Annotated in this window: 7 protein-coding genes and 2 pseudogenes; 8 read left to right on the top strand and 1 reads right to left on the bottom strand. The window is 74.4% G+C overall.

The features are described from left to right. A pseudogene (locus tag JNW91_RS15700) lies at positions 1–905 on the top strand (MinD/ParA family ATP-binding protein); the annotation flags it as partial. Positions 906–961: 56 nt separating this feature from the next. Further along, positions 962–1,792 carry a DUF2567 domain-containing protein gene (locus JNW91_RS15695; protein WP_203175968.1) on the top strand — a complete coding sequence of 277 codons (831 nt, stop codon included), beginning with the start codon at positions 962–964 and terminating at the stop codon, positions 1,790–1,792. Here the strand turns inward: JNW91_RS15695 and JNW91_RS15690 are convergent. Continuing rightward, positions 1,707–2,411 carry an LON peptidase substrate-binding domain-containing protein gene (locus tag JNW91_RS15690; protein WP_203175966.1) on the bottom strand — a complete coding sequence of 235 codons (705 nt, stop codon included), beginning with the start codon at positions 2,409–2,411 and terminating at the stop codon, positions 1,707–1,709. The two genes, JNW91_RS15695 and JNW91_RS15690, sit on opposite strands and share 86 nt — an antisense overlap. Before the next feature lie 106 nt (positions 2,412–2,517). On the opposite strand from JNW91_RS15690, the pseudogene hisD reads away from it, so the two are divergent. From hisD to JNW91_RS15660, 6 genes and pseudogenes are all read left to right on the top strand, one after another. Continuing rightward, positions 2,518–3,839, top strand: a pseudogene (gene hisD / locus JNW91_RS15685) (histidinol dehydrogenase). Further along, positions 3,836–4,909, top strand: a complete 1,074-nt coding sequence (locus tag JNW91_RS15680) for a histidinol-phosphate transaminase (protein WP_203175964.1) — start codon at positions 3,836–3,838, stop codon at positions 4,907–4,909. Before hisD ends, JNW91_RS15680 begins: the two are co-directional and overlap by 4 nt. Further along, entirely contained in the window at positions 4,906–5,517 is a 612-nt protein-coding gene (gene hisB, locus JNW91_RS15675) for an imidazoleglycerol-phosphate dehydratase HisB (protein WP_203175963.1), read from the top strand. Before JNW91_RS15680 ends, hisB begins: the two co-directional genes overlap by 4 nt. Further along, complete coding sequence (locus tag JNW91_RS15670; protein ID WP_203175962.1) at positions 5,517–5,690, top strand: hypothetical protein; 174 nt, start codon at positions 5,517–5,519, stop codon at positions 5,688–5,690. The genes hisB and JNW91_RS15670 overlap by 1 nt, the downstream gene beginning before the upstream one ends. Next, positions 5,687–6,319, top strand: a complete 633-nt coding sequence (hisH, locus tag JNW91_RS15665; RefSeq protein ID WP_203175961.1) for an imidazole glycerol phosphate synthase subunit HisH — start codon at positions 5,687–5,689, stop codon at positions 6,317–6,319. Before JNW91_RS15670 ends, hisH begins: the two co-directional genes overlap by 4 nt. A 39-nt stretch (positions 6,320–6,358) precedes the next feature. Beyond that, positions 6,359–6,682 (top strand): hypothetical protein, encoded by a 324-nt coding sequence (locus JNW91_RS15660; protein ID WP_203175960.1) that lies wholly within the window; start codon positions 6,359–6,361, stop codon positions 6,680–6,682. Positions 6,683–6,689 lie beyond the last annotated feature (7 nt).

Raw genomic sequence — 6,689 nt, 5'->3', positions numbered from 1 at the left:
CCGCCGGCGTCGCGCAGCCCGTCCCGCCGGTCGGCTCGGCGGCGCCGAGCGCGGCTACCCGGCCCGCATCGAGTGGCGTCCGCAGGGGCGTCGACCAGGAGTTGGAACGGGCCACCGGGGTGCTCCGCCGGGACCTCGGCACGCCCCGGGTGTTCGCGTTCGCCAACCCCAAGGGCGGGGTGCACAAGACCACCGCCACCGTCCTCGCGGCGGCCACCGTCGGCAGTGTGCGCGGCCGAGGGGTGCTGGCCTGGGACGACAACGAGCTGCGCGGCACCCTCGGGCTGCGCGCGGGCAGCGCCCGGCACGCCCGGACCATCCGCCACCTGATCGGCGAGCTGGCCCAGATCGAGATCCTGGAAGGCTCGACCCTGCTGGACCGGCTGGACGACTTCCTGCGGCACGCCTCCGACGGCTCGTACGACGTGCTGGCCGGCGAGGAGAGCCCGCGCTTCGCCCAACGACTGGACCAGTTCACCGTGCGGCGGGTGCTGGAGCTGCTGCGCCGCACCCACGACGTGGTCTGCGTGGACACCGGCAACAACGTGGAGAGCCCCAACTGGCGCACCGTGATGCAGGCCGCCGACCAGTTGGTGGTCACCACCGTGCCCCGGGAGGACGCGGCGTTCAGCGCCGACTGGATGCTCGACCTGCTGCACGAGGAGGGCATGAGCGAGCTGGCCGACAACGCGATCACCCTCATCTCCTTGCCCACGCCGGGGCGTTCCGCCCTCCAGGACGACCTGGAGCGGCACTTCGCCACCCGGACCCGCGGGGTGGCCGTGGTGCCGTACGACCCGGCGCTGGAGACCGGGTCGTCCATCGAGTACCACCAGCTCCAGCCGGAGACCCGGCAGGCGTGGCTGCGCGCGGCGGCGATGATGGTGGAGCCGTTCGCCCGGTGAGCTGGTCTGGCGCCACCGGCGACCCGGCCCACCGCCGGGCCTGAGAGGATCATCGGGTGAGCCCGGACAACCCCGACCCTGAGCGGCACGTCGACGACTCCGACCGACCCGCGCCGCCCGGAGCGTCGGGCACGACCCCGCCGGAGAACGAGCCGCCGGCCGGGATACCGCCGAGCGGGTTCGACCCGGGTGACGCTCCTGCCTCGACCGCGTACCAGAGCTCGCTGGAGCTGGCCGTCGACGAGCCGCGTCGCCGGCTGCGCACGGTGGCGACGGTGCTGGGCTTCGTGCTCGCGTTCGCCGTGCTGGGCGCGCCGCTCGGGCTGCTCTGGACGGTGCTCGCGCCGGACACTCCGGTGCTCAAGACCGCCGAGGGGGCGATCTACGCCGAGCCGCAACCGGAGCAGCCGATCGCCGCGGACGGCTGGTTCAGCCTGCTCGGTCTCGCCTTCGGGGTGCTCGCCGCCCTCGTCCTGTGGTTCGTGCTGCGTCGCCGACGCGGCCCGGTCGGGCTGCTCGCCGCGGTGCTGGGCGCGTTGGCCGCGGCGCCGGTGGCCTGGCAGGTGGGGCGGCGGGTCGGCCTGGCCACCTTCGACCGGCTGCTGGACACCGCTCCGGCCGGTCAGGCGTTCACCAAACCCGCCGACCTGCGCGCCGGTGGCGTGGACTGGCTGCTCGGGGTGCTGCCGGTGCCGCACGGCAACCTGCTGCTGCCGGCGTTCGGCGCCGCTGTCACGTACACCCTGCTGGCCGGCTGGTCGCGTTGGCCGTCGCTGCGGCCGGAGCCCGATCCGACGGCGGTCAGTTGGGCGTCGGCGGGGACGCCAGCTCCGACAGCGGCACCGGAACCGCCCGCACCTGGCGCAGCAGAGCCGCCTCGCGGTTGAGCAGCCGCAGCTCGGCGCGGAGGCGGGCCGCGGTGTCGTCGATCGCCAGCAGCCGCTGCCGGTCGTCGACGGTCAGCGCCGCGGTCGCCGCCACCAGGTGCGACAGCACCGTCGGGTCCTCCGGGAGCTGCTCGGAGATCTCCTCCGGGTCGGAGCGGACCAGGCCCAGGTACTGCCGGAACACCGCGATGACCCGGGCGGCCAGCAGGTCGGCCACCTCGTCCGGCCCGGCCGGCTCCGGCAGCCACTCGACCTCGGCGGTCAGGTAGGGCGCTGCGCTCTCGTCGACCTCCGCGATGCGGAACCGGCGCCGGCCGACCGTGACGATGTCGAAGCCACCGTCGGCCAGCTCGGTCACCTGGCGCAGCTCGGCGGTGCAGCCCACCTCGTGCAGCGTGACCTCGCCGACGCCGGCCCCGGGGCGCGTGCCGGGCTCGGCGGGCGCGACCTCCCAGCCGGCCTGGATGGCGACCACCCCGAACTCGCGCGACGCGCCCTCGGGCAGGTCGACCAGGTGCCGGACCAGCGCCCGGTACCGCTCCTCGAAGATGTGCAGTGGCAGCACCAACCCGGGAAAGAGCACCGTTGCGAGCGGGAACACCGGCAGCCGTGCGGTCACGTGGTCGAGCCTAACGAATCCCGCCCGTCGGGGCGTGGCCCGGCTCACCGTCCCGCCGGGCGGGCGGCTCGGGTGGGCTGCGGCCGGGCCGCCTAGACTCGCAAGGGTGCTGAATCGGATCGACCTGCGCAACGGTCTCGGAGACCCGCGCCGCCTGCTGCCCCGTGCCCAGCTCGACGTGTCGGTGGCCGTCGAGCGGATCCGCCCGCTGGTGGAGGCGGTCCGGGAACATGGGTACTCGGCGATCCGGGAGGCCAGTGAACGGCTCGACGGCATCTCGCCGGAGGTGCTGCGGGTGCCGGTCGAGGCGATCACCGAGGCCGAGGGGGTGCTCGACCCGGCCGTACGCGCCGCGCTGCTGGAGTCGATCAGCCGCGCCCGGAAGGTGCACGCCGACCAGCGACGCACCGACCACACCACCCAGGTGGTGCCCGGCGGCACGGTCACCGAGCGGTGGCTGCCGGTCGACCGGGTCGGTCTCTACGTCCCCGGTGGGCTCGCCATGTACCCGTCGACCGTCGTGATGAACGTGGTGCCCGCCCAGGCGGCCGGGGTGCGTTCGCTGGTGGTGGTCAGCCCGCCGCAGAAGGACAACGGCGGCCTGCCCGACCCCCGGGTGCTCGCCGCGTGCGCGCTGCTCGGCGTCGACGAGGTGTACGCCGTCGGTGGCGCCCAGGCGGTGGCGATGCTGGCCTACGGCGCGGCGGTGGACCCGGCGGGTGAGCTGCGGTGCGACCCGGTCGACCTGGTCACCGGCCCCGGCAACATCTGGGTGACCGCCGCGAAGCGCTGCTGCGCGGTGTGGTCGGCATCGACGCCGAGGCCGGCCCGACGGAGATCGCCATCCTGGCCGACGACAGCGCCGACCCGGCGCACGTCGCCGCCGACCTGATCAGCCAGGCCGAGCACGATCCGCTCGCCGCGAGCGTGCTGGTCACCCCGTCGGTGGCGCTGGTGGAGGCGGTCGAGCGGGAGCTGGCTCGGCAGGTGTCGGCGACCAAGCACACCGAGCGGGTGACCACCGCGCTGACCGGCGAGCAGAGCGGTGTGGTCCTCGTCGACGACCTGGAGGCGGGGCTGCGGGTGGTCGACGCGTACGCGGCCGAGCACCTGGAGATCCAGACGGCCGACGCCCGGGAGTGGGCGCTGCGGGTACGCAACGCGGGGGCGATCTTCGTGGGCGCCTGGTCGCCGGTGTCGCTGGGCGACTACTGCGCCGGCTCCAACCACGTGCTGCCCACCGGCGGGTGCGCCCGGCACTCGTCCGGGCTGTCCGTGCAGTCCTTCCTGCGCGGCGTGCACCTGATCGAGTACACCGAGGCCGCGCTGCGCGACGTGGCGCCGCACGTGGTCACCCTGGCGACCGTGGAGGACCTGCCCGCGCACGGCCAGGCGGTCCAGGCCCGTTTCCCGGGAGCGTCGGCGTGACGAGCCTCGACGACCTGCCGATCCGCGACGACCTGCGGGGGCTGTCGCCGTACGGGGCGCCGCAACTGGACGTGCCGGTGCGGCTGAACACCAACGAGAACTCCTACGCGGTGCCGGAGCCGGTGGTCGAGGCGATCGGCAAGGCGCTCGCCGCCGAGCTGCGCGACCTGAACCGCTACCCGGACCGGGACGCGGTGGCGCTGCGCGCCGACCTGGCCGGGTACCTCGGGCACGGGCTCACCGTCGAGCAGGTGTGGGCGGCCAACGGCTCCAACGAGATCCAGCAGCAGCTGCTCCAGGCGTTCGCCGGCCCGGGGCGCAGCGCGCTGGGCTTCGTTCCGGCGTACTCGATGCACCCGCTGTTGGCGCTCGGCACCGGCACCCGGTGGGTCCCGGCGCGGCGCGGCGTCGACTTCGGGCTGACCGCCGACGAGGCGGTCGCCCAGGTCCGTGAGCACCGGCCCGACGTGGTCTTCCTCTGCTCGCCGAACAACCCCACCGGCACGGCACTGGACCCGGCGGTGGTCGCCGCCGTGCTCGACGCGGCGCCCGGCATGGTGGTCGTCGACGAGGCGTACGCCGAGTTCGCCCGGCCCGGCACGGTCAGCGCCCTCGCGGTGCTGCCCGGCCACCCGCGGCTCGTGGTCACCCGGACGATGAGCAAGGCGTTCGGCTTCGCCGGTGGACGGCTGGGTTACCTGGCCGCCGACCCGGCGGTGGTGCAGGCGGTGCAGCTGGTACGCCTGCCGTACCACCTGTCCGCGCTGACCCAGGCCGCCGCCCGCGCGGCGCTGGCGCACCGTGACGCCCTGCTCGGTACGGTGAGCGCGATCATGGCGCAGCGGGACCGGATCGTGGCGACGCTGCGCGAGCGTGGTCACCGGGTGGCCGACAGCGACGCCAACTTCGTGCTCTTCCGTGTCGATGGCGACCAGGCCGTGGCCTGGCGCACGCTGCTGGAGCAGGGGGTGCTGGTCCGCGACGTGGGCCTGCCGGGCTGGCTGCGGGTGACCGCCGGCACCCCCGCCGAGACCGACGCCTTTCTTTCTGCGATGGAGAACCTGCGATGAGTCGGACCGCCCGGGTGGAGCGGATCACCAAGGAGACCAAGGTCCTCGTCGAGATCGACCTCGACGGGACCGGCGCCGCCGAGATCAGCACCGGCGTGGGTTTCTACGACCACATGCTCAACCAGATCGCCCGGCACGGCGGCTACGACCTGACCGTGCGCACCGTGGGTGACCTGGAGATCGACGCGCACCACACCATGGAGGACACCGCCCTGGCCCTGGGCGCCGCGTTCGACCAGGCGCTGGGCGACAAGGCCGGCATCCGGCGGTACGGTTCGGCGACCGTGCCGATGGACGAGGTGCTGGTCCGCGCCGCCGTGGACCTGTCCGGTCGGCCGTACGTGGTGCACGACGAGCCGGTGCTGGCGCCGTACATCGGGCCGGTGTATCCGACCAGCATGACCCGCCACATCTGGGAGTCGTTCGGGCAGGCGGCCCGGATCACCCTGCACGTCGACGTGCTGCGGGCGGCCCGACCGGGTGGCCACCCGGACGCGCACCACGTGGTGGAGGCGCAGTTCAAGGCGGTGTCCCGGGCGCTGCGCGAGGCCACCGCGATCGACCCGCGGGCGGCGGGCGCGATCCCGAGCACGAAGGGGGCCCTCTGATGGGTGCCGCGTTGCCGACGTTGTTGCTGATCCTGGCCGGGGTGCTGGTGGGCGGCGCGTGGTCGCTGTACCGGCAGGGCGCGCCGAAGGGCGCGGTGGTCGTCACCGCGCTGCTCGCGGTGCTCGCCACGATCGGCGGGGTGCTCTGGCTGCTGCCGGGGGAGAACGCGTGAGCGACGTGGTGGTGCTCGACTACGGTTCGGGCAACCTGCGCTCGGCGGAGCGGGCGTTGGCCGCCGCCGGGGCGGACGTGCGCGTGACCGACGATCTGGCCGCCGCGGCCGCCGCCGACGGTCTGGTGGTGCCGGGGGTCGGCGCGTACGCCGCGTGCATGGCGGGGATCGAGGCGCTCGGCGCGGGTCCGGTGATCGCCGAGCGGGTGGCCGCCGGCCGGCCGGTGCTGGGCATCTGCGTGGGGATGCAGGTGCTGTTCGAGCACGGTGACGAGCACGGTGTGGTGACCAAGGGGCTCGGGCTGCTGCCCGGCGGGGTGACCCGGTTGGCCGCGATCCGGTTGCCGCACATGGGGTGGAACACCGTGCGGGCGCCCCGGGAGTCGATGCTCTTCGCGGGGCTGGGGCCGCAGAGCCGGTTCTACTTCGTCCACTCGTACGCGATGGGCGACCCGGCGGTGTTGACCGCGGCCGGCGCGACGGTGACCACGGCCCACCATGACACGGATTTCGTGGCGGCGGTGGAGCGCGGTGCGCTCTCGGCGGCCCAGTTCCACCCGGAGAAGTCCGCCGACACCGGTGCCGCGCTGCTGCGCAACTGGCTCGCCACGCTGCCCACCGGTGGCTGAGGGGCGTCGCCGCTCGCTGCCCGTCCGGTGGGGTGCGCGGTGAGTCGGGAGCGGGCCCGCCGTCGGGCGGAGCGGGAGGCGGAGCAGGCCCGCGATCGGGCGGTGCGGCAGCGTCGGGTGGCTCGCCGGCAGCGCCGCAGGGCGGTGGTCCGCCGGTTGACGCCGCGGCTGCGTCGGGGCCGGTCGGGTCGGCTGGCCCGGCACACTCGGGGTGAGCGGGCGGCGATCGTGCTGCTCACCGGGGCGGCGCTGATCCTGATCTGGACGTTCGTCGACGATCTGGCGCTGCGTGTCGCGCTGGTCGTGTTGTTGCTGCTCGTACTGCCGGCGATCGTCGTGATCGCTCTGGACCGTCGTACCTGATCGAGGA

It is taken from the genome of Micromonospora parastrephiae, assembly GCF_016802865.1.
Classification (GTDB): domain Bacteria; phylum Actinomycetota; class Actinomycetes; order Mycobacteriales; family Micromonosporaceae; genus Micromonospora; species Micromonospora parastrephiae.
The sequence above is the reverse complement of the archived record's forward strand: the minus strand, read 5'-3'. Positions and strand labels throughout refer to the sequence as shown.